21 protein-coding genes and 1 pseudogene are annotated in these 21579 nt (G+C 42.7%); 2 read left to right on the forward strand and 20 right to left on the reverse strand.

From position 1 onward, the window contains the following. Positions 1-19: 19 nt before the first annotated feature. The 5 genes from ACEYV4_RS02155 to ACEYV4_RS02175 form a co-directional block, all read right to left on the reverse strand. Entirely contained in the window at positions 20-1378 is a 1359-nt protein-coding gene (locus tag ACEYV4_RS02155; RefSeq protein ID WP_373841802.1) for a sugar porter family MFS transporter, read from the reverse strand. A 251-nt stretch (positions 1379-1629) separates the two neighbouring features. After that, positions 1630-2712 carry a GntR family transcriptional regulator gene (locus ACEYV4_RS02160; protein ID WP_373841803.1) on the reverse strand — a complete coding sequence of 361 codons (1083 nt, stop codon included), beginning with the start codon at positions 2710-2712 and terminating at the stop codon, positions 1630-1632. 131 nt (positions 2713-2843) lie between these two features. After that, entirely contained in the window at positions 2844-3575 is a 732-nt protein-coding gene (locus tag ACEYV4_RS02165; RefSeq protein ID WP_373841804.1) for an L-ribulose-5-phosphate 4-epimerase, read from the reverse strand. 18 nt (positions 3576-3593) lie between these two features. Further along, positions 3594-5201: a xylulokinase gene (locus ACEYV4_RS02170; protein ID WP_373841805.1), complete on the reverse strand. Its 1608-nt coding sequence runs from the start codon at positions 5199-5201 to the stop codon at positions 3594-3596. A 90-nt stretch (positions 5202-5291) separates the two neighbouring features. Then, entirely contained in the window at positions 5292-6182 is an 891-nt protein-coding gene (locus ACEYV4_RS02175; protein WP_373841806.1) for an ArsR/SmtB family transcription factor, read from the reverse strand. A 339-nt stretch (positions 6183-6521) separates the two neighbouring features. On the opposite strand from ACEYV4_RS02175, the gene ACEYV4_RS02180 reads away from it, so the two are divergent. Further along, the gene (locus ACEYV4_RS02180; RefSeq protein WP_373841807.1) at positions 6522-7493 is read left to right on the forward strand and encodes a glycoside hydrolase family 43 protein; all 972 of its coding nucleotides are present in this window, start codon (positions 6522-6524) and stop codon (positions 7491-7493) included. Between the two features lie 9 nt (positions 7494-7502). Continuing rightward, positions 7503-8783, forward strand: coding sequence for an oligosaccharide MFS transporter (locus ACEYV4_RS02185; RefSeq protein ID WP_373841808.1), 1281 nt, complete (start codon positions 7503-7505; stop codon positions 8781-8783). A 109-nt stretch (positions 8784-8892) separates the two neighbouring features. On the opposite strand, the gene ACEYV4_RS02190 is transcribed toward ACEYV4_RS02185, so the two are convergent. The 15 genes and pseudogenes from ACEYV4_RS02190 to atpF all read right to left on the reverse strand — a co-directional run bounded on the left by ACEYV4_RS02190 (position 8893) and on the right by atpF (position 21570). Then, a complete protein-coding gene (locus ACEYV4_RS02190; RefSeq protein WP_373841809.1) occupies positions 8893-9735 on the reverse strand; it encodes a helix-turn-helix domain-containing protein in 843 nt (280 codons plus the stop codon). A gap of 220 nt (positions 9736-9955) precedes the next feature. Beyond that, a complete protein-coding gene (locus tag ACEYV4_RS02195; RefSeq protein ID WP_373841810.1) occupies positions 9956-11086 on the reverse strand; it encodes a D-alanine--D-alanine ligase family protein in 1131 nt (376 codons plus the stop codon). Between the two features lie 141 nt (positions 11087-11227). Further along, positions 11228-11527, reverse strand: a complete 300-nt coding sequence (locus ACEYV4_RS02200; protein ID WP_373841811.1) for a glycine cleavage system protein H — start codon at positions 11525-11527, stop codon at positions 11228-11230. A 17-nt stretch (positions 11528-11544) separates the two neighbouring features. Beyond that, complete coding sequence (locus tag ACEYV4_RS02205) at positions 11545-12741, reverse strand: FtsW/RodA/SpoVE family cell cycle protein (RefSeq protein WP_373841812.1); 1197 nt, start codon at positions 12739-12741, stop codon at positions 11545-11547. A 51-nt stretch (positions 12742-12792) separates the two neighbouring features. After that, positions 12793-13017 carry a DUF2969 domain-containing protein gene (locus ACEYV4_RS02210; RefSeq protein WP_373841813.1) on the reverse strand — a complete coding sequence of 75 codons (225 nt, stop codon included), beginning with the start codon at positions 13015-13017 and terminating at the stop codon, positions 12793-12795. Between the two features lie 16 nt (positions 13018-13033). Beyond that, complete coding sequence (yidD, locus tag ACEYV4_RS02215) at positions 13034-13270, reverse strand: membrane protein insertion efficiency factor YidD (RefSeq protein ID WP_373841833.1); 237 nt, start codon at positions 13268-13270, stop codon at positions 13034-13036. A gap of 5 nt (positions 13271-13275) precedes the next feature. Then, on the reverse strand, positions 13276-14271 hold the full coding sequence (locus ACEYV4_RS02220) for a rod shape-determining protein (RefSeq protein WP_373841814.1): 996 nt from the start codon (positions 14269-14271) through the stop codon (positions 13276-13278). Positions 14272-14357: 86 nt separating this feature from the next. After that, complete coding sequence (murA, locus tag ACEYV4_RS02225; protein WP_373841815.1) at positions 14358-15668, reverse strand: UDP-N-acetylglucosamine 1-carboxyvinyltransferase; 1311 nt, start codon at positions 15666-15668, stop codon at positions 14358-14360. A gap of 18 nt (positions 15669-15686) precedes the next feature. Further along, complete coding sequence (locus tag ACEYV4_RS02230) at positions 15687-15917, reverse strand: DUF1146 family protein (RefSeq protein WP_373841816.1); 231 nt, start codon at positions 15915-15917, stop codon at positions 15687-15689. 154 nt (positions 15918-16071) lie between these two features. After that, positions 16072-16497: a F0F1 ATP synthase subunit epsilon gene (locus ACEYV4_RS02235; RefSeq protein WP_373841817.1), complete on the reverse strand. Its 426-nt coding sequence runs from the start codon at positions 16495-16497 to the stop codon at positions 16072-16074. 13 nt (positions 16498-16510) lie between these two features. Continuing rightward, complete coding sequence (gene atpD / locus ACEYV4_RS02240; RefSeq protein ID WP_373841818.1) at positions 16511-17938, reverse strand: F0F1 ATP synthase subunit beta; 1428 nt, start codon at positions 17936-17938, stop codon at positions 16511-16513. 23 nt (positions 17939-17961) lie between these two features. Continuing rightward, positions 17962-18921, reverse strand: coding sequence for a F0F1 ATP synthase subunit gamma (locus ACEYV4_RS02245; protein ID WP_373841819.1), 960 nt, complete (start codon positions 18919-18921; stop codon positions 17962-17964). 31 nt (positions 18922-18952) lie between these two features. Beyond that, positions 18953-20485, reverse strand: a pseudogene (gene atpA / locus ACEYV4_RS02250) (F0F1 ATP synthase subunit alpha). Between the two features lie 34 nt (positions 20486-20519). Continuing rightward, complete coding sequence (gene atpH, locus ACEYV4_RS02255; protein ID WP_373841820.1) at positions 20520-21062, reverse strand: ATP synthase F1 subunit delta; 543 nt, start codon at positions 21060-21062, stop codon at positions 20520-20522. Beyond that, positions 21052-21570 (reverse strand): F0F1 ATP synthase subunit B, encoded by a 519-nt coding sequence (atpF, locus tag ACEYV4_RS02260; RefSeq protein ID WP_373841821.1) that lies wholly within the window; start codon positions 21568-21570, stop codon positions 21052-21054. The genes atpH and atpF overlap by 11 nt, the downstream gene beginning before the upstream one ends. Between the last annotated feature and the right edge of the window lie 9 nt (positions 21571-21579).

The following is a 21579-nucleotide window of genomic DNA, read 5'->3' on the forward strand; positions in this document are numbered from 1 at the left end:
GACTTATCTAAAGATAATCCTAATTATTTGCCTTAGCAGCGGTCATCTTACGCATTGCTGCTTCAATCTCTTCAAGGGACTTACCACGAGTTTCAATGAAGAAGTGGTGAATAACGAAGATAGAGATTACACAGATAATTCCGTAAATGATGAAGGTGTTGTCAATGTTGAAGGCAGCTAACATTGATGGGAAAGTCAGGGAAACAGCCATGTCGGCTAACCAGTTGGTAGCAGAACATAAGGAAGTTCCTAAACCACGAATGTTAAGCGGGAAGACTTCACCGATGTAAACCCAGGTAATTGGGGCCCAAGTACATGCATAGAAGGCAATGTAAACGGTCAAGGCAATCGCACTAACGTAAGCAGCAGCTTGTGAACCATTATCGAACTTCAGAATAGCAGCCATAACAAACAGTGACAGGCCCATTCCGGTTGAACCAACCGTCAACATCTTCTTCCGATCAACGTGGTCCATCATCAGCATAGCAACAACGGTAACAATAACGTTAACAATTCCGATACCGATGTGGGCAAGCAGTGCGGCGGCAACACCCCAACCAACCTTAGTGAAGATTGTTGGTGCATAGAAAATAACAGAGTTAGAACCAATTACCTGTTGGAAGATAGCGGCACCCAGTCCAGTTACTAATGCTGGACGAACACCTTTACCAAACAATTCTTTCCAACCACCCTGCTTCTGTTCAGCAGAGTCTTTGATTTCAGCCATTGCTGTATCAACGGCAGCCTTGTTACCCTTGTTGGTGTTCATCAGAACGGCTCGGGCGTCATCAAGCTTACCAATCTTAACTAAGAAACGAGGACTTTCTGGCAGTAAAAGTGCACCGAAGAATAAAATAATTGCAGGTAATGCAGCAAATCCTAACATCCAACGCCAACCAGTATATAGGCTCTGGAAAGTGTAGTTAAGAATATAGGCTAACAGGATCCCAATCATAACCATCAACTGGAACATCGTCGCAACGGCACCGTGCATACTCTTTGGTGCCAATTCGTGTAGGTAAGCAGGAATCAAGGCAGAAGTAATACCAACACCAATTCCTAGGATCACCCGGGTAATCAGCAGGGTCCAATATTCAGGAGCAAAGCCAGAACCTAAAGCACCAATCGTAAAGATAATAGCAGCCCAAATCAAAAGCTTACGACGACCATATTTATCAAGGAACTTACTGGTTCCTAAGGCACCAATAATCGCACCAATCAGAACAGAGGAAACAACCATTCCTTGTTCCCAGGAGTTCAGATGCAACTGCTTTTGGATAAACAAGATGGCCCCGGAAACTGACGCAATATCATAACCGAAAAGCAAACCACCAAGGGCACCAAAAGTGTAAATAAATCCGTTTGAAATCTTTTTCACGTTTTACACCTCTAACTTATACTTAGAAAGCATTCGTGCACATGTGACATATTCTCTTAAGCGCTTACAAGTATTACTATATACTATTCATCCGTATAAATCAATAAAACGTTTACAATTTATTTAACTTCTTTGCTTTATAGCGGTTGACTTATCAGCATAAATATTAGAAATAGCCGTTCTATTAACATGCAAATTAAGGGTCACTACCATAACAAATTTTATGGTAGTGACCCTTAATTTAAAATAATTTATTTATTTTTCTTAATAGTAGCAACGGAGTCTCGTTCAATAATTTCCGCATCATAAACGATTGGTGCAGCTTTTTGACCATCAATCATCGACAAAATCATCCGTCCGGCATCCATTCCCATTCGATTCTTAGGGTGAACGGCCGTTGTCAGGCTCGGTGTTACGTACTTGCTCAGCAGGTAATCATCAAAGCCAACAATGCTAACGTCCTCCGGGATTTTTAGTCCAACCGAACGTACCACATCCATAATTTGAATAGCAAGCTGATCATTGTAGCATACAATTGCCGTCGGGTGGCTATCATCCTTTAAGCGATGAGCAGTTTTCTTAAAGATTTTAGCCATATCGTCCACCGATTGATACATGATCACATCACTCAAATAAGAGAATTCGGGATGTTGGGCATAGGCATCCATGAATCCCCGCATCCGTTCGACTCCCTGTAAATCATCTACCTGAAAGACTCCTAAAATACTCTTATGGCCCCGTTCAAAGAGCCGCTTAACCAGTTGATATTCGATATGCCGGTCATTTAACTGAATATAAGGTATCTGAAGATCATCGTAGTGGGCATTAATAAACAAAGCTGGAACCTTAGATTGTTCGATTTGCCGATAAAGGTCCACATTAGGATTAGGAAGAGCACTTTGGGTCGGCTCTAAAATCAAGCCAGCAATATTGCTCTCCAGCATTCGTTGCAGACTCTGCCGTTCTTGAGCATGGTCATTATGGGTATTGCTTAGGAGTACTGAATAACCCTTGTTTGAGATGGCCCGGTCAATCCCGTTAATAATGCTCGGGAAAATGTAATCGGCTAAGTGAGTAGTGACAATTCCAATCATTTTATTATTAACTGTCTTCTGACGATTAGCCTGCCAATCATCGACATACATTCCGCCGCCCTGAATTTTGTAAATATAATGTTCATTTTCCAGTTCACCCATGGCTCGCCGAATGGTATAGCGACTTACCCCATATTGTTTCATCAATACTGATTCGGTTGGTAACTTATCACCTGATTGATAATGGCCTGAGGTGATTGAATTAACAATCTTTTTCTTGACGTTTTCGTATTTTGTCATAACGTCTATCCCTCACTAGTTTTTCATTATTATTTTCTTTATTAAAAATAAAACTATCATTTTATTGTATAAAAAATAAAGCAACCCCGCAAGTAATACTGCGAGGTTACTTTAATACCGATTAATATTATTTAGTTCTCGCGTTTAGCGTGATCCTTGCTATGAGCATTATTCTGACCATAGTAGGCATTTTTACCATGCTTCCGGTAGTAGTGCTTATCTAGCAGATATTGTGGCAGGTGAATATCCTTACGCGTCAATTGCAGGGAATGATAATCCTCTTCGGCAACTACTTCCAGAACCTTAGCATTGTAGACCGCCTTGTCTGGAGTTGGTCCCCAAGCAAATGGGCCGTGCTGCATTACTAAGGCAGCTGGGGTAGCTTCATAATCGAGACCCCGCTCTTTGAAGGTCCGGACAATTACCTTACCCGTATTACCTTCGTAATCTTCTTCGATTTCCTCCTTGGTTAAGGCATCAGCAGCTGGAACATCCGTATAGAACGTATCAGCGTGTGTCGTGTTCAAAGCCGGAATATCCATGTGAGCGGCAGCAAAGGAAACGGCCCACGGTGAGTGCGTGTGGACAATCCCGCCAATCTTTGGGAAGTGGTTGTATAAGTAAGTATGGGTTGGCGTATCACTAGATGGGTTCAAGTCCCCTTCCACTACTTCACCCTTCAAATTAACAACTACCATATCAGAGGGCTTCATCTGATCATAAGGTACCCCGGATGGCTTAATAACAAAGAGTCCCTTGTCACGGTCAATCCCGGAAACATTTCCCCAGGTAAAGGTAACCAGGCCAAGCTTAGGTAACTGCATATTAGCTTCGTATACTTCTTGTTTTAAATCTTCAAGCATTGCTTTTTTCCTTTCCACTTAATTCTTTAATTTCATTGACTTACCAGCTGCCAATTCAGCAGGCAGGGCCGCTTTATAGTTATCAATAAACTTCTCATAACCCTGAACACTTTCTGGTTCTGGATAGAGAGTAGAACTTTCATTATCTACAAAGACCTTCTGATCCAGATAATCGGCTAGGGATAGGTTTTGCGAATCATGAGCGTAAAGGGCCAAAACGGCCATCCCCCATGGGCCACCTTCACCCGCATTACTCATAACCGTAATTGGGGTATTCAGTGCATCTGCCAGAGCCTGTTGGGCAACCACCGGCGTCTTAAAGAGTCCTCCCTGGGCAATCAGGGCATCGGTCCGAATATGTTCCTCACGCAATAAAATATCCATTCCAATCTTTAAAGGAGCGAAAGCAGCATAAAGTTGAACCTTAAAAATGTTAGCAAGACTAAAGTGACTGTCTGGCTTACGAACCATCATTGGTCGACCATTAGTCACCTTGGTGATGTTTTCACCAGAAAGGTAGCTAAAGTTGACCAGTCCACCGGCATCTTGATCACCCCGCAGAGAGGCATCAAAAAGCTTTTCATAAAGTTGGTTTGGTGAGAGCTTAACACCAAGGGCGCGAGCAAACTGACCAAAGACGTTTGCCCAGGCATTAATATCTGAAGAACAGTTATTAATATGAACCATGGCAACCGGAGCACCATCTGGCGTCGTTACCATATCAATATCACGGTGAACCTTATTTAATTTCTGATCCAAGACCACCATTGAGAAGGCTGACGTTCCAACGGAGATGTTACCAGTCCGCTTCCGTACGGCATTGGTAGCAACCATTCCAGTACCAGCATCCCCTTCAGAAGGGGCAATTAAAGAACCAGCCTGAAGCTGACCACTCGGGTCCAGAAGCTTAGCACCATCATCGGTTAAATGACCGGCCGTTTCACCAGCCATCAATGCCTTTGGTAAGATTTCCTTGATATCCCAATCAAATTGAGCCACTTCTGGTAACTGGGCAAACTTCTTCAGCATTCCCTCATCGTAGTTCTTAGTGGATTCATCAATTGGGAACATTCCAGAGGCATCACCAATTCCAGTATTCTTATTTCCAGAAAGTTTCCAGGAAACATAACCATCCAACGTTGTGATGAAGGCAATATCCTTAACGTGTTTTTCGTGATTAAGAATTGCTTGGTAAAGGTGGGCCACACTCCAACGCTCAGGAATGTTAAAGCCAAAGAGCTTGGTCAGTTTTTCAGCCGCTTCACCGGTAATGTTGTTCCGCCAAGTCCTAAACGGTACTAAAAGTTGGCCCTCATCATTAAATGGCATGTAACCATGCATCATGGCACTGATGCCAATTGAACCAATTTTAGTCAACGGCACACCATACTCTTCACTAACACTAGCCGCTAATTTGGCATAACTGGTTTGGATACCCTTCCAGACTTTTTCAAGCGGGTAGGTCCAAATATTATGGTCTAATTCGTTTTCCCAAACAAAATCGCCAGAAGCTACGGTTTGGAAATCGTCAGTTACTAAAACCGCCTTAATCCTGGTCGAACCTAATTCAATGCCAAGAGCAGTGTTGGCGCTTACAATTTTTCCTTTAATTTCTTCTTTATTCACGGGATTAGCCTCCCCCTTACAAATTCAGTTAACATCCTTATTGTAAAATATTCATCCGTACAAATCAACGAATTTATTAAGATTTATCAGTTAACTATAAAATAATTTCATTTGAAGGCCCGTCCGATAATTACCAAAGCCATTGCCATAGATGGTACAACCACCCTTATGCGTCGCGGTCTTTTTTACCTCAAAACGCAAAATAAAGCGGTCTGGCTCAGGCTTCAAATCGGATAAGCAAACTTTTGACCAAGGTTGTCCGTCTAAATACGTCCCGTGATTAGTAATGCGAAAAGTTTTCTGTAATCCATATTGATTAACATTGTTAGGCACCCAAGCCGGGGTGTACTTCCCCCGCACATCAGAAAAATCTCCCGGACTGGTCCAGAAACCTAGTTCTGTTCCGTTAACCGTCACCGTGATATCAGATGGCCAATTGTTATTAGAAAACGGAAATTCACTGCCAAGCTCGGCTACAATATCAATCATCTCTAAATGATCCTGCTTTCTTAACCGATTAGGCAATTGATATTCAACATAACCATCATTCCACCAGATCATTCCGGCATCCATTCGTCGCGGATCCATGAAATAAGACGGATTATCTACCTTGCCAATATAGCCATTTTGTCCGGCCATTCCACACGATGGCCGAACCGAATAGTTAGTGAACTGACCAACCGGTACCTCTGTTTTATAGACATTAAACCGTTCATAAATGGTTTCAGGAAAATGAATATTTATCTGGTCAACCCGGAGTCGGGCAATCTTTTTATGACCTACTGGTTCTAGCTTAATGATGTTGGCATTAGCTAACTGGTGTAAATGACGGGCAATGATGGTTGAACTTAAACCCGTTGCCTGAGCCAATTCAGTAACGCTTAACCGTCGTTTAGACAATAGACGAATCAGGGTCAATCGTACCGGACTAGCCAAGGCTTTATAGACATTTAAATAATCATTTGAAATCGTTGTTTCCACTTTTTTGCTTCCCATCTAAATCTAAAAGTTGTTTGTTGTTTATCAGCATAAGATCAATCCTACGAAAAAATTTATCTTACGAGAAACCATCACCGTCGTATTTAAAATCAACACTTTAAGCATCTTAAATACCCTTAGCCAACAATAATTCGTTAAACAATCAACTTATTTGTTATTTGTTCGGATAATTTGGTTATAAATCACGGCTAACAATCAATATTCTAGTTGATTGTCGCTAAATTTGTCAAATAAATTTCTAAATTTGTATTGAAAACCCTTTCGTAAACGGTTACCTTGAACACTGTAAAAGTTATCAAAACAAACCAAGGAGGTTTATTTATGACTGTACCTGAATACACAGCCCCACTGATCATTCAGCGGGCTGATCCATACATTTATAAACACACTGACGGCTATTATTATTTCACCGCTTCTGTTCCGTCATATAACCGCATTGAAATTCGTCGTGCGCGAACCATTGAAGGACTAGCACATGCCGCCCCACGAACCATTTGGCGCAAACATGATCACGGGCCAATGAGTCAACTCATCTGGGCTCCCGAATTACACTACATCGATGGCAAGTGGTTTATTTACTTTGCAGCTGCCGAAACAACCGCATTGGATAAAAATGGTATGTTCCAACACCGGATGTTCTGTATCGAGTGTGACCAGGATAATCCGATGGCTAGTGAAGAAGATTGGATCGAACATGGCCAAGTCAAAACTTCCATGGATTCCTTCTCATTAGATGCCACCTGCTTTGAATTAAATGGCAAGCTCTACTATGTTTGGGCTCAAAAGGATCCCCAAATTAAGGGCAATTCCAACCTTTACATTGCTGAAATGGAAAATCCGTGGACATTAAAAACTAAGCCCGTCATGCTCAGTAAGCCGGAATACGATTGGGAAATCCGTGGCTTTTGGGTTAACGAAGGTCCAGCCGTTCTCCACCGCAATGGCAAACTCTTCCTCACCTACTCTGCAAGTGCGACCGATGAAAACTATGCCATGGGAATGTTGACCTGTGATGATGGCGCTGACGTGCTCAACGCTGCCAACTGGTCTAAGTCGCCAACACCGGTCTTTCAGAGCGACGTTGCCCATCACCAATACGGCCCTGGCCACAATTCCTTTACGATCTCTGAAGATGGCAAGACCGACTTAATGGTTTACCACTGTCGAAATTACACCGATATCAAGGGAGACCCACTTTATGATCCAAACCGTCATACGATTGTTAAACCATTTAGTTATCGCCAAGATGGTACCCCTGATTTTGGTAAACCAGTTCCATATAACTATCAATAAAAGAAAGGAATGTTAAGATTGGATCACGCACAAAATAATGTTTCACAACAGCACCGAAGCAAAGACTTTTGGGGCTTTCCCCTCACCGCGTTAACCTACTTCTTCTGTTGGCAAATTATCTTTGGCTACCTCACATTGTGGCTTAAACAAGTTGCCCACCTCAATGGGGTTGAAGCAGGGGTTATTTTCTCAATGATGTCCGGAATGTCACTACTGTTCCAACCTGTTTTCGGTGTGATTTCTGATAAGTTGCTTTTCAAGAAGAATCTTGTATTAACCATTTCTTGTGGATTAATTCTTGTTGGCCCTTACTTCACCTTCGTGTTCATGCCACTAATGCATTCAACCGGCCGATTAGTGACTTCAATCATCACTGGGCTCTACCTTAGTTTCGTCCTTAGTGGTGGTGTCAGTACCATCGAACAATATATGCAACGAGCCAGCTTAGCTAACAAATTTGAATATGCCCATGCCAGAATGGGTGGTTCACTTGGTGGCGCCATTGCTTCATTCCTTGGTGGTAAGCTTTTCCTGTGGCATCCAGATGCTATTTTCTGGGGGATCACTGTTTCAGCTATTATCTTAACCTGTACCTTTTTATTCAGCGATAAAATTCATATGGAAAACGCTAGTGCTGCTACCAGCAGTGATGACAAACTTGATATGTCATTACTAGGATCGATTTTCAAACTTCGTAATTTCTGGTTCCTGTGCATCTTCTACATCGGTACCTCTGCTTTGTACGATGTCTTTGACCAGCAGTTCATCATCTTCTTTAAGTCGTTCTACCACAGTGCTGCTGTTGGTACCACTGCTTACTCGTACATGACAACTGCCCAGATTGCCCTTGAATTTCTATTGATGTTCCCAATGCCTTACATCATCAACAAGATCGGGGCCCGAAACGGTTTAATTGCCTATGGAACGATCTTAGCAATCCGAATTATCGGTTCAGCACTTTCACCAAACGTGTATGTAGTTATTGTGCTACGACTATTGGCTGGGTTTGAAATGCCACTAATCTTGACTTCCATCATGAAGTATATTTCAGGCAGCTTTGACTTAGGCCTATTCGCAACGGTTTATGCCATTACTTGTAATTTTGCCAAGCAAATCTCCGTCTTTATCTTTTCATCACTGGCTGGACACTGGTATGATGCTTTTGGCTTCCAACACACTTACCTAATCTTAGGAATCATTGTTGCCGTAGTCACTGTTATCTGCATGTTTGGTCTCACCAAAGAAGACCCTGTTCAAGCTGGTGAAGTTAAGCAACCTGCTAAACAATAATTATTTAAACATCCCTTAATTAAAAAAAGAGTCGTGTTTTAGCACGACTCTTTTTTTAATTAAGCAAAAACCCTCACTAAATAAGTGAGAGTTTTTATCTAAATGATTATTAGTTTAGCTTATCCAATTCGGCTTGAATATCTTCTTCCATCAAGGTACCACGACGAGCGATGCTGAGGCTTTTAGCAATCTCTAACGCCTGTTTGGCTTGTTTGGTATCATCCTTAGCAATGTAAGCCCGGCCAAGGCAAAGGTAGAGCTCATCCAAAAGGAACAATGAATCATGCTTCCGGCAAAGCTCGATTCCCCGCTTAGCCATTTCTATCGCACTGTCAGGATCATCTAAATCTAAATAAAGGTTAGCAATTTGTTCATTAATAGAAGCCCACTGATGAAGACTACCAATTAACTTTTTGTTATCAATCAACTTAACCGAGCGATTAGTCAACCGAATAGCCCGTTCACGATCATGGCGCTTCAGGCATGCTAATGCCATTCCTGCTGTTGTCATAGCCATGTAAATGTTCGCACTCGTGGTGGCAAATTGGGTTAATACCAACTCAAAGTTAAAGATTGCGTCATCAATCTGATTGTTTTCAACCTGGACCATTCCCAACAAGTAATAATAACGTTGCTTATCAAAATCACTTTCCAGTCGTTTAATTTTAATCTTGTTAAGTAACTCTTCGGCCTTCGTATATTCATGAGCCGTTAATAAGTCAACCACCTGATTAAAAGTATCGTTGACGCCACTGACCTCATTTTCTACAATTCGATCAGTTGAAATATTTAACCGTTCACAAATTGCGGTCAAGATATCCATCTTTGGCAAACGGTTTTGCTTTTCCATTAAACTAATCGTCGCTTGAGTACAGATTCCTTCGGCGAGCGCCGTCTGCGATAAGCCCCTCTTACGGCGAATTTGTTTTAATACGTCTCCACGGAGTTTCATTGGTTATCATCCTTAGTTTAAATTGTCTCACAATCCATCCAAAAGCATCGACATTATTATAACACTAATTATAATAGCTTTATTAGCTAAGCGTTTCAGCTCCTGTTTGGCATAACCATCTATTGCTGGATTTATTGTTCGGATACAGCAAAAAAATAGACAGTAACACCAATAATATTAGCATTACCACCCATTTCAAGCAATATTTTTTCGGCAGAAATTAATTAAATTTCTTTTTACCAACGTGTTCGGTTCCTAATTCTTTAAAGTCATACGTAATCTGACTATTCCGCTTAAATTCTTCTAAACCCAATTGAATTAATCGGTCAACCAAGTCAGAATATGAAATTCCAGAAACTTCCCACATCTGCGGATAAAGACTAATGTTAGTAAAGCCAGGTAAAGTATTCGGTTCACTCAAGTATGGCACATTATTCTTATCCACCAAGAAATCAATTCGGGCTAATCCCTTCATGTCTAGTACACGGTAAGCTTTTAATGCCATCTCAGTAATCTCATCAGTTAGGTACTGAGGCAATTTAACCGGCAATTCAAAGACTACCCCACTAGCATCAACAAACTTATTCTCATAATCATAGAACGGATCACCCTTAGGAACACGAATAGCACCTAGTTTAGAAGCAATTGGGTGCTCATTCCCCAGAATGGAAATTTCTACTTCTTGGGGATGAGCAATCCCTTCTTCTGCTAATACTTTAAAGCCATACTTAAAGGCATCATCTAAGGCCGCTTCATATTCATCAGCATTAGTAACCCGATGAATACCAACCGAAGAACCCTGTTTAGCTGGCTTAATAAAGACGAGGTCACCTAATTTTTCTTCAATTCGTCCCCAAGAGTAGTCCGCCCGATTTTCGGGAGTTAACAGGACATAGGGAGTATTTCGAATTCCAGCTTCAGTTAAAATCTTTTTAGTTAAGTCCTTGTCAAAAGACATTGCGCTAGCCGCAATATTAGAACCAACGTACGGCTTGTTAAGCAACTTAAATAGCCCCTGAATTGTTCCATCTTCCCCAAGATTACCGTGAATAACCGGGTAGAAGAAATCAACCCCTTCCAGTTCATTTAAGGCCATAATCGGTGCTAAGGGACGGCTCAAATCCATTTTGGCATAGGCGTCCTTAACCACCTGGTCTTCAGGTTCACCATCGAAGATTCGCTGCGAAGCTTCATTGTTCAGCAGGATCCCGTCCTTTGTAAACATGAACAAGCTGATATCATATTTATTCTTGTCAAGTGCATCGTAAATATTGTGTGCTGAGCGTTTGGAAACATCGTGTTCGGAAGAATTGCCACCAAAAAGTAAGGCAACTCGCAACTTCTTTGCCATTTGAAATACCACCTTATCTTTAATTTTATTTAAACCGTATCTCTTAGAATCTTAAGTATAACATGATAGCGTTTGCCTTGCCAAGGGCAAATTAAAAAGCAGTTGGCGAAAATTCACCAACTGCTTTTTCTTCATCGTCGACTACTTAACTTCGACAATCCAGTTTTCGTTTTCATCACTGGAACTCAACCCGGCAGGTTCATCAACGATTTGATCGTTTACCGTAACAATAGTCCCATCCACTGGACTATTTAAGTCGGTAACGGCCTTTTCTGCTTCTACAGAAATAAACTTGTCACCCTTCTTTAGGGTTGTTCCCTTGGCTGGCACATCGATAAAACTAATTTTACCAAGGTCATCACGTCCCTGGTCATTCAAACCTACCCGGGTGTTGCCGTTGTCAAGTTTCTTTGTCCAAAAATAGTTGTTTTCTACTGCCATAATATAAAATACCCCACTTATCTAAATTCTTGTTTATTGCTAAACATGTAAGAATGATGATGATAACGCATCGACATTACCATCCCAATCCCGATCAAGTTACCAATTAACGATGATCCCCCGGCGCTAATGAAAGGTAACGGAATCCCAGTTAATGGTAATAAACCAATGTTCATTCCGATATTTTCAAAAACGTGGAACAGAATCATCATTATGACTCCGGTTGAGATATAGGCGTAAAATTCATTCTTCGTATCAAATGTAACACGAATCATCAAATAAATTAAGAGCAAATAAATTAGGATTAGCAAAACTCCACCGATAAAGCCAAAATTTTCACCAATTACGGAAAAAATCATATCAGACTCACGAACCGGTACATAAACTTTGGAATTATTAAATCCAGTTCCAGTAATACCACCAGATCCAACGGCTTTAATGCTTTGCCAAAGCTGATAACCCTGATTACTCGTGTCCTGTTCTGGATGCATCCAAGTATCAATTCGATCAAACTGATAAGCCTGGAAGCCAATATGTTCAAGAATACGACGACCAACAGAACTGGTAACCATGGCTAAGGCACTACTTCCAATCACCGCCAATGCTATAAATGCGGGTGCTAGGATTCGCCAGGTAACTCCCGAAACTAAGACCATCCCCACAAAGATAGCAAAGAAAACCAGTCCAGTCCCAAAGTCGTTCTGGAAGTGCAAAGAGATTAACACTGGCAAAAGCCAAAGTAACATGGTACCAATTAAACGCCAATCTGACCTCACTGTATGAACCGGGTAACGATTGTTATGAACCGTAATCACTCGTCCCATCATAAGAATGTAGGCTGGTTTCATAATTTCAGAGGGCTGAAAGGTAAAGGGACCAATGGCAAACCAGCTCTTCGCACCAGTACTAGCATAATAAGATCGACTATAGAAAACCAAGATCGCAAACATCAGGAAAACACTCAGCCAATAGACTATCGGTGCTACTTTCCAAAGCTGCTCCGAATCAAATTGCATGATTACTACAATCAAGATTGTCCCAATTGCGTACCAAATTAACTGAGTCACCACCTGACGAGCAACACTGGTCGCCTGTCGATCATGAACCGCCGCCACATAAATGGAAGCCAGTCCGATTAAAGCCAACAGGAGCACACAAAAAATAATTCCCCAATCGATTCGACTTTCTTCTTCATCACTTTGCGAACGTTGCATTACCTAACTCCTTCTTCAAGTTAAAGAGAACGGTATTCCACTGGTTCCACCTTAATGTTGGTGGAGGTGGTATTGTTGGAGAACCATTTCTAATCCCTCTTCTTGAGAATGAACATAGAATTCACTCTCGTCAGCCGTCAACAAGGCCTTAAAACGGTCATTATCAGTTACAACTTCACCAATCAGTCGCTTACCAATAAAAATCTGTTGAACTGGTTGGTGGTTCCGTTCAATGTCTTTAACACTTACTTCAATTTTCTTTTCTTTTTTAGCCACAATTTCACCTTTATATCTAGTACTTACGTCGAAACGTAAAATGGTCAGGTACGGGATCATATCCACCCCGTGCAAAGGGTTGACAACGCAATAAACGAGCGATCCCCAGCAGGACTCCCTTCAGTCCAAAGCGTTGTAACGCCTCTAACATATACTGAGAACAGGTTGGATAATAACGACAGACCCGGTATGGCCTGCGAACCGAAATCGCCCGTTGATACCACCATATCAACTTGCATAATACCCGAACCATCATTATTACTTCTTCTTTCGATCAGCTTTCTGCATCCGCTCCAGCATTTCACCAGCACCCTTAGCTACGTTATCCAGCGGGCTCTGAGAAACAACTACTGGCACCTTTAAACGGTCGCTAAAGAGCTTATCAATGTTCTTTAACAAAGCCGTTCCACCAGTCAGCATAATACCACGATCAATAATATCACTGGCGAGCTCTGGCGGAATCGTTTCTAGAACATTGACCGTTGCCGTAAGAATTTGCTCGAGGGTACCATGGATAGCTTCTTCGATTTCATTTTCATTAACGGTAATTTGCTTAGGCATCCCTGAAGCAACATCTCGGCCACGCACATCCATTTCGGCCGGCTTATCAACCTTTAGCGCGGTTCCTAACTTTATCTTGATATTTTCGGCGGTGTGTTCACCAATAATCAGGCCATGCTTATCCTTAATGTAGGCAGCAATATCACTATTTAACTTATCACCAGCCATGCGGATAGAACTACTGGAAACAATGTCACCTAGGGACAAAATGGCAATATCACTAGTTCCACCACCCATATCGATAACCATGTTACCGCGGGGTTTAAAGATGTCCAAGCCAGCACCAATTGCGGCTACTTTCGGCTCATATTCAAGATAAACCTTACCACCACCAGATTGCTCGGCAGCCTGAATAATTGCCTTGCGCTCAATCTCAGTAATGTTAGTAGGGGCGCAAATCATAATGTTAGGTTTAGACATAAAGCCCTTTACACTCAATTTACCAATAAAGTACGACAGCATTTCCTCGGTTACATCAAAATCAGAAATGACCCCGTTCTTTAATGGTCGGATCGCCCGAATATTACTTGGTGTCCGTCCCACCATTCGATAAGCTTCAGAACCAACTGCGAGGACCTTATTAGTCTTTGTATCAACTGCTACCACGGATGGTTCGTTTAACACAATGCCCTTACCTTGGACATAAATCAGCACGTTGGCTGTTCCTAAATCAATACCAATATCTTGTGCCATTAGCTTCCGTCTCCTTCTAATGAAAGATTTTATTTCTTAATATCGTTCGTAATTATACCATACAATGCTCACCAACTGCTGACGAGTTAACTTGTTTCACCAGTTCGGTGGTTTGGTGATAACTTGATCTTATCATCAATGTCAATTCGATCAATTTGGGCTCCCAAAGCATGCAACTTTTCTTGAAAATGATCATAACCCCGATCAATTTCACTAACGTTGCGTACCTGAGTGATCCCTTTAGCCGCTAATCCGGCTAATACCAAAGCCGCACCAGCGCGAAGGTCCGAAGCGGTTACCTCAGCCCCACTAAATTTCGTTGGTCCATACAAAACTGCTACTGACCCACTAATTTGAAACTTAGCGTTCATTCGCCGCAATTCTTCTAGGTGCATAAACCGTTTCTCGAAGATCTGCTCATCAAGCGTACTGGTCCCGTTTGCTAAGAGTTGCAGCACTGACATCTGTGGCTGAAGATCGGTTGGAAAGCCCGGATAAGGCATCGTCTTAACCGTTGTTGGTAAAAGAACCGACGTACCGAGGACCCGAATGCCATCATCTTGTTCAACTACCGTTACCCCCATTTCCTCAAGTTTGGCAATTAGGGGTTGGTTGTGAGCAGGAATGGCATTTTCAACAATTACATCACCATTAGTAACGGCCGCAGCAATCATAAAAGTACCGGCTTCAATCCGATCCGGCATCAGTTCGTAATCACAACCATGCAAGAAATTAACACCTTGAATCCGAATGACCTCAGTACCAGCACCATGAATCCGACCCCCCATTTGGTTAAGGAGATTGGCTAATTCAACGATTTCTGGTTCCCGTGCCGCATTCTCAATTGTGGTAATTCCCTGCGCCCGACTTGCAGCCATCATTAAGTCTTCAGTCGCCCCCACGCTCGGAAAATCTAAATAAATACGACTGCCGACAAGTTGGGTAGCACGGGCCTCAATATAGCCATCACGCTGGTGGACCGTCGCTCCTAGTTGAAGTAATCCCTTAATATGAAGGTCAATTGGCCGTGAACCGATTGCACAGCCTCCCGGTAGAGCCACTTTAGCATAGCCAGTACGGGCTAATAACGGGCCCATTACCAACAAGGAGGCACGCATTTCATCAACATATTCAAAGGGGGCCTCACTTGCGACCCTGTGTTGTGCCTCAATCAATAACTGGTGCTGGTTCTCATCAAAAGTAACGGTTAAGTTTAAGAACCGCAACAGTTGGTTCATTGTTTTTATATCCAACAACGATGGCACATTGGTTAGGTGAACACTCCCCACCGATGCCAAAATACTAGCCGCTTGCATTGGCAGTGCTGCATTCTTGGAACCGGCCACGTGGACACGCCCAGCTAACCGTTGACCACCTTTAATAACCATCTTATCCATCAAATACTCCCTCAATTGTTAACGCACCAGGTAAATAAGGTTCCCAATTGCACCAATAATGCCTAAGAAAAAGCTTGCGCATAGGTAACCAAGCGCTGTTGCACAAAGGACAATCATCAGTGGCAATGTCCGCGGTGGATGCTTAAAAAAACGTTCAAGATGAAAGCCCTGAATAGCGTTAAAGGCCAGCCATATAAAGATCAATTGGACAACGATCTCAATAAGAGCATGAATTCCCGTTAATTGCACGCTGGATCCTCCTTTTTAATAAACCAATTTGTATTTTATCATACCATGCTTTAGTCATTACCAATAGCAACAAAGCTTTAACTTAAGCTTAAAAATTGAAAAGGGATCATGACGTTTCCGCCATAATCCCTTTGTTTTAGGATCTTAATCATCCTTATTGATTAAGCTTAGAAGTGTTCAAACGGTTAATAGCCCGTTTAAGGTGCACTTCAGCTCGTGCCAATGCATTTTGATCATGTTCACGCTTGGCCTTTTCAATTGCTGATTCAGAACGGCGCTTAGCCGCTTCAGCACGTTGAATATCAATTTCTTCTGGCATTTCCGCACTATCAGCAGCAATTAATGCGTTCTTGCCATCAAATTGAATAATTCCACCGTTAACAGCTGCCACTTCATCAGTCCCGGTATCGTGTTTGATTTGAACAGTGCTAATTTCCAGGGCCGCAATCAGTGGGATATGGTTAGCCATGATCCCCATCTGACCACCAGACGTATTCATAACTAACATCGTAGCGTCATTCTTATCATAAACAGTACCGTCAGGGGTAATAATCGTGACTTTAAACTTATTGTCAGCCATAAATTATCCCCTCCTAATCTTTACTGTTTTCTTTTTCTTGCTCAGCTTTTATCTTTTTGGCCTTTTCAACAGCGTCATCGATTGTTCCAACTAGACGGAAGGCCTCTTCTGGTAAGTCATCATACTTACCTTCAAGGATGCCCTTAAAGCCACGAATAGTTTCCTTCATTGGAACATACTTACCTGGCGTTCCAGTAAACTGTTCAGCAACACTAAAACTCTGTGATAGGAAGTTCTGAATTCGCCGTGCACGAGCAACAATTGTCTTTTCTTCATCGGACAATTCATCCATCCCTAAAATAGAAATGATATCTTGCAGTTCATGGTACCGCTGAAGAACGTGCTGAACCTGCATTGCAACTTCATAGTGTTCCTTACCAACGATTTCTGGTGTTAATGCCGTGGAAGTAGATTCCAACGGATCAACAGCTGGATAAATACCAATCTGGGTCAAATGACGTTCCAGGTTAGTCGTTGCATCCAGGTGGGCAAACGTCGTAGCTGGTGCAGGGTCAGTATAGTCATCGGCAGGAACATAAACAGCCTGAATTGAAGTAATAGAACCCTTCTTAGTGGAAGTAATCCGTTCCTGCAACTGACCCATTTCAGTAGCCAGAGTTGGCTGATAACCAACGGCAGAAGGAATCCGCCCTAACAGGGCTGAAACTTCTGAACCGGCCTGCGTAAACCGGAAAATGTTATCGATAAAGAGCAGCACGTCCTGACCCTTAACGTCACGGAAGTACTCCGCAATCGTCAGACCGGTCAATGCTACCCGCATCCGGGCACCAGGTGGTTCGTTCATCTGACCATAGACCATGGCTGTCTTTTTCAGAACTCCTGAAGCTTTCATCTCATAATACATATCGTTACCTTCACGGGTTCGTTCACCGACCCCAGTGAAGACAGAAATACCATTATGACCTTCAGCAATGTTATGAATCAATTCCTGAATTAAAACGGTCTTACCAACACCGGCACCACCAAACAGGCCAACTTTACCACCACGGATATATGGTTCTAGTAAATCAATAACTTTGATCCCGGTTTCCAGGATTTCTGTACTATTATTCAGTTCGTCATATTTTGGTGCATTACGGTGAATTGGCATCCGTTTAGCATCTGGCCCAAACTTTGGCCCATTATCAACTGGTTCACCCAGGACATTAAATACTCGACCAAGAGTATCATCACCAACTGGCACGCTAATTGGGGCACCAGTGTTTTCAACTTCCATTCCACGCTGAAGACCATCGGTTCCGTCCATGGCAATTGTTCGAACAACTCCATCACCCATTTCTAGGGCAACTTCGGTTGTTAGAACCTTGTCATCACTTTCCTTAATCTTCAAAGCATCATTAATTTTAGGAAGTTTTCCGTCCAAGGGGAACTCAACATCAACAACCGGTCCAATGACTTGGACAACTTTACCAGTATTCATGTTGTTTCCTCCTACGTTTGAATTTATTCTTCTGCAGTCATACCACCAGTAATTTCGGTAATTTCAGTGGTAATGGCCGCCTGCCGTGCTCGGTTATACTGCAATTGCAATGTTGAAACAATATCATCAGCATTATCAGTGGCAGAGCGCATCGCATTTGCACTCGAGGAGTGTTCAGATGTCTTAGCATCCAAAATTGCTCCATAAAGCATACTTTCCGCATATTGCTCTACCAATGCAGAAACGATAGCCGTATCTGACGGTTCAAATTCGTATTCAGCCGAAATCGATGCCGTTGTTACATCGCTACTTGAGTTAGCTGACTGGTTGCTAGCCGCTTCCAGTTCAGATAATTCATCATCATCCATAAGCGATTTTTCGGTAATCGGCAACACACTATGAACATGCACGTGTGAAGAAATCCGATTGACATAATGGCTAAACGCAATATAAAGCTCATCAAAAACCGCATCATTGTACATTTGAACGGCTGATCGTACGATTGGCAGTACTTCCCTAAAGGTTGGAACGTCATTAATGCCTGAATACTGGTAGACAATATTCATCCCACGCTTCTTAAAGAACTCAGTTCCTGTCTTACCAATCGTCAGAAATACGGTATTATCCTTGTTTAGCTTATGCTTATCCATCATCGCCATAGTCGCTTTGAGGACATTACTGTTATAAGAGCCCACAAGGCCACGATCCGATGTGATCACAAGGATCCCTGTTTTCTTAACCGGACGCTTTTTAAATAGTGCAGCATAAACATTATCTTGCGAAGCAGCAGATGTCGCGCTATGAGATCTAACCAGGTCAACCAACATTTGCTTAACCTTCTCCGCATAAACTTCGTAGGTTTCGGTATGATGTTGAATCTGGTTTAGCTTAGCAGTTGAAACCATCTGCATCGCTGACGTGATTTGTCGAGTACTCTTCGTAGATTCAATTTTATGTTTAACTGCAGCAAGTGAAGCTGGCACTAAATCTCACCGTCCTTTCGACTAATCAATCTTACTTATTCTTAGATGAGGTTGCTTGCTTACTGGTTTGGAATGACTTACTAAAGTCAGCAACAGCAACATGCAGCTTGTCACCTTCTGGCAGATTACCAGTCTTAGTAATTTCGTCGTAAAGGTCTTGGTGGTTTGCGTGCATATAAGCAGCCAATTCACTCTCGTAACGTTGAACATCATCCAACGGAATCTTATCAATAAAGCCTTGTTGCAATGCGTACAACGTTACAACCTGCTGAGCAGCTGGTTGCGGCTGGTGTAAGCCCTGTTTCAGAACTTCCATCGTCTTTTGACCACGGTTCAGACGTGCCTGGGTTGCTTCATCCAGGTCAGAACCGAACTGGGCAAAGGAAGCCAATTCGTTATAGGATGCAATATCCAAACGTAAGGTCCCGGCAACTTTCTTCATCGCCTTGATCTGGGCATCACCACCAACCCGGGAAACAGAAGTCCCAGCATCAATAGCTGGCCGTTGACCGGCATAGAATTCATCAGAATCCAAGAAAATCTGCCCATCAGTAATGGAAATAACGTTAGTTGGAATATAAGCAGAAACATCACCGGCCTGAGTCTGAATAATTGGCAGAGCAGTCATTGAACCACCACCAAGGTCATCAGACAACCGGGCAGCCCGTTCCAGTAACCGTGAGTGGGTGTAGAAAATATCACCTGGGTAAGCTTCACGGCCAGGTGGACGACGCAGAATCAATGAAAGTTCACGATAAGCATCGGCCTGTTTGGACAAGTCATCATAAACAATTAAGACATCCTTGCCGTTAAACATGAACTCCTCACCCATGGCTGCACCAGCATAAGGCGCAATGTACAACATTGGTGCAGGGTTAGAGGCACTAGCGGAAACAACAATTGTGTAATCCATAGCGCCATACTTCCGAAGTGTTTCCACATCTGAACGAACCGTTGATTCCTTTTGACCAATGGCAACGTAAATACAGATAACATCCTTGCCCTTCTGGTTAATAATAGTATCCAGGGCAATGGCCGTCTTACCGGTCTTCCGGTCACCAATGATTAACTCACGCTGACCACGGCCAATTGGTACTAAGGCATCAATCACCTTAATCCCAGTTTGCAGTGGTACGGAAACACTCTTCCGCTACATAACACCTGGTGCCTTGTGTTCAATTGGACGTGACTTATCGGTCTTAATTTCACCTAAGCCATCAATCGGCCGACCTAATGAATCAACAACCCGGCCGAGTAGTGCATCACCGACGGGTACTTCCATGATTCGACCCGTCCGCTTAACGGTGTCACCTTCACGGATACCAGTAAAGTCCCCTAAAATAACGATACCAACATCATTACTTTCGAGGTTCTGAGCCATTCCGTAAACACCGTTACTAAATTCGAGCAACTCACCAGCCATGGCATTTTCCAAACCATCGGCACGAGCAACCCCATCACCAACATACGTAACCGTACCAGTTTCTTCAACAGATACTTGGTCATTATAATTGGCGAGCTGCTTCTTGATGAGTGAACTGATTTCCTCAGTTTTAATGCTCATAAAGGTCTCACCTCTTTAACAAAAGATCTATATATTATCTAACTAGTAAACGACGAATTTGCTTAATCTTTGAGCTGAGACTACCATCCAGCGTCTTGTGATCCGCATGGACAATAACCCCACCTAAAATATCTGGATCAACCTGTTCGTTTAAGACTACTTTTGTTGCCCCAAACCGTTTGGCCAGGTTGGCCGCTAGTTGATCCCGTTGTTGTTTATCGAGTTGGATCGCTGTGACAACGTCGGCATGCATCCGTTTATTCTTGACATCATACCGCCGCTCAAACTCATCAATAATTGCGACCATGCAATCCATGCGGCCGTAATCAAAAAGCATTTGAATCAGGTTTGCAACGTACTGAGAAGCACCCTGCTTTAAGTCCTGAACTAATGCTTTCTTTTCGTCGAGTGATAATTGAACACCCGCTAATGCAGGCTCCAAATCCTCGTTATCCTCAAAGACCTGGCGTAAAGCAATTAATTCTTGATAAGTTGTATCGAGTTTGTTGTTCGCATCAACCAATTCGAACAATGCACGGGCATAACGTCCAGCAATTGTTTTCTTATCAAGACTCATGATTTACCAACCCTTCGATATAAGAGTCGATCAATGCTTTTTGATCGTCTGCTTTTAATTCCTTTTGGATGAGTTTGGAAGCAATCTCAATAGATAAGTTTGCAACGTCATCCTTAGCACCATTCAGCGCATCGCGACGTGCTTGATCCGCATCCTTTTGTGCCTGTTGTTTCAGTGCTTGCGCATCATTTTGCGCCGCTTCAACAATCTGTGCTCGTTGTGTTTCAGCTGACTTCTTAGCATCACTAACAATGCCGGCCGCTTCCTGACGTGAATTTTGCAGTTCACTCTGGCGTTTAGCAGCCATCTTCTCGGCACTTTCCCGAGAACGTGCAGCATTGTCGATATCACTAGCAATCTTATCAGCACGCTTCTTCATCATGTTGGTAACTGGTCCCCAAGCAAAGTGCTTGACTAACAGCATCAGGATAATGAAGGTCACAATGTAGAATACAAGGTCACCAATGTATAAACTATTCGACGCAGCTAATACACTATTCACAAACATCTATTGACA

Source organism: Limosilactobacillus sp., from assembly GCF_041859915.1.
GTDB lineage: Bacteria > Bacillota > Bacilli > Lactobacillales > Lactobacillaceae > Limosilactobacillus.

Excerpts from the sequence above, each read along its gene's own strand:
- ACEYV4_RS02160 (WP_373841803.1), bottom strand. The coding sequence starts at position 2,712 with ATGACAAAATACGAAAACGTCAAGAAAAAGATTGTTAATTCAATCACC.
- ACEYV4_RS02165 (WP_373841804.1), bottom strand. The coding sequence starts at position 3,575 with ATGCTTGAAGATTTAAAACAAGAAGTATACGAAGCTAATATGCAGTTA.
- ACEYV4_RS02180 (WP_373841807.1), top strand. The coding sequence starts at position 6,522 with ATGACTGTACCTGAATACACAGCCCCACTGATCATTCAGCGGGCTGAT.
- ACEYV4_RS02185 (WP_373841808.1), top strand. The coding sequence starts at position 7,503 with ATGTTAAGATTGGATCACGCACAAAATAATGTTTCACAACAGCACCGA.
- ACEYV4_RS02190 (WP_373841809.1), bottom strand. The coding sequence starts at position 9,735 with ATGAAACTCCGTGGAGACGTATTAAAACAAATTCGCCGTAAGAGGGGC.
- ACEYV4_RS02195 (WP_373841810.1), bottom strand. The coding sequence starts at position 11,086 with ATGGCAAAGAAGTTGCGAGTTGCCTTACTTTTTGGTGGCAATTCTTCC.
- ACEYV4_RS02200 (WP_373841811.1), bottom strand. The coding sequence starts at position 11,527 with ATGGCAGTAGAAAACAACTATTTTTGGACAAAGAAACTTGACAACGGC.
- ACEYV4_RS02205 (WP_373841812.1), bottom strand. The coding sequence starts at position 12,741 with ATGCAACGTTCGCAAAGTGATGAAGAAGAAAGTCGAATCGATTGGGGA.
- yidD (WP_373841833.1), bottom strand. The coding sequence starts at position 13,270 with ATGGTTCGGGTATTATGCAAGTTGATATGGTGGTATCAACGGGCGATT.
- ACEYV4_RS02220 (WP_373841814.1), bottom strand. The coding sequence starts at position 14,271 with ATGGCACAAGATATTGGTATTGATTTAGGAACAGCCAACGTGCTGATT.
- murA (WP_373841815.1), bottom strand. The coding sequence starts at position 15,668 with ATGGATAAGATGGTTATTAAAGGTGGTCAACGGTTAGCTGGGCGTGTC.
- ACEYV4_RS02235 (WP_373841817.1), bottom strand. The coding sequence starts at position 16,497 with ATGGCTGACAATAAGTTTAAAGTCACGATTATTACCCCTGACGGTACT.
- atpD (WP_373841818.1), bottom strand. The coding sequence starts at position 17,938 with ATGAATACTGGTAAAGTTGTCCAAGTCATTGGACCGGTTGTTGATGTT.
- atpH (WP_373841820.1), bottom strand. The coding sequence starts at position 21,062 with ATGAGTCTTGATAAGAAAACAATTGCTGGACGTTATGCCCGTGCATTG.
- atpF (WP_373841821.1), bottom strand. The coding sequence starts at position 21,570 with ATGTTTGTGAATAGTGTATTAGCTGCGTCGAATAGTTTATACATTGGT.